Annotated in this window: 1 protein-coding gene; it reads left to right on the top strand. The window is 55.6% G+C overall.

All coding sequences use genetic code 11. The annotated features are described in order from the left end of the window. Positions 1-105 precede the first annotated feature (105 nt). Positions 106-738 (top strand): tyrosine-type recombinase/integrase, encoded by a 633-nt coding sequence (locus ABLN94_RS24565; protein WP_352997342.1) that lies wholly within the window; start codon positions 106-108, stop codon positions 736-738. The last annotated feature ends 34 nt before the right edge of the window (positions 739-772 follow it).

Below are 772 nucleotides of genomic sequence, written 5' to 3'. Positions count from 1 at the left end.
GGGCTCTCTGCGGACCTCGGAGGCAGCGCGGCAATCCTCTGATATGGTGCCTCGTCAACGTCGGGTTGTCGCTTTGGGAGGGCATGGCGGATCGGAGGATCAGTCATGGAAACACCAAACTTACCGGCCATTCGCGCGCTTCGCCCAGCCTGGAACAAAGGACGTATCGTTGGCCAGAAAAGACCGCTGAAGCCAAAACACGTCTGGGCGATCCGAGTTCGACTTGAACTGGCCGAGAACCATCGCGACCTCGCGCTGTTCAATATGGCAATCGACAGCAAGCTTCGCGGCTGTGATCTTGTGAGGATGAAAGTCGTCGACGTGATGGCATCGGGACAGATCAAAGAGCGCGCCTACGTCCTGCAAAGCAAAACTCAGAAACCAGTCCGCTTCGAGATTTCCGAGGGCACGCGTGCTTCAGTCGAAAAGTGGATGGAGGATGAACTTATGGTTGGCTCGGAGTATCTTTGGCCTGGCCGCTTCCATGAGCGCTTGCACATTTCAACACGCCAGTATGCGCGGATCGTCCGTGATTGGGTCACATCCATCGGCCTTGAGGCAAGCGCATACGGAACGCATTCAATGCGGCGTACCAAAGTAACCCAGATCTACAAGAAGACTGGCAACCTGCGCGCCGTGCAGTTGCTTCTTGGACATACCAAGATGGACAGCACAGTTAGATATCTGGGCGTCGAACTTGAAGACGCTCTAGCTATCGCCGAAGCCATTGAAATCTAGTGCAGTTGGGTCGCTTTCACAGGCGGCCCAAACC

This window comes from Ruegeria sp. SCP11, from assembly GCF_040329455.1.
Lineage (GTDB): Bacteria > Pseudomonadota > Alphaproteobacteria > Rhodobacterales > Rhodobacteraceae > Ruegeria > Ruegeria atlantica_E.
Note: the sequence above shows the minus strand (reverse complement) of the source record. Positions and strands in the feature narration are given on the sequence as shown.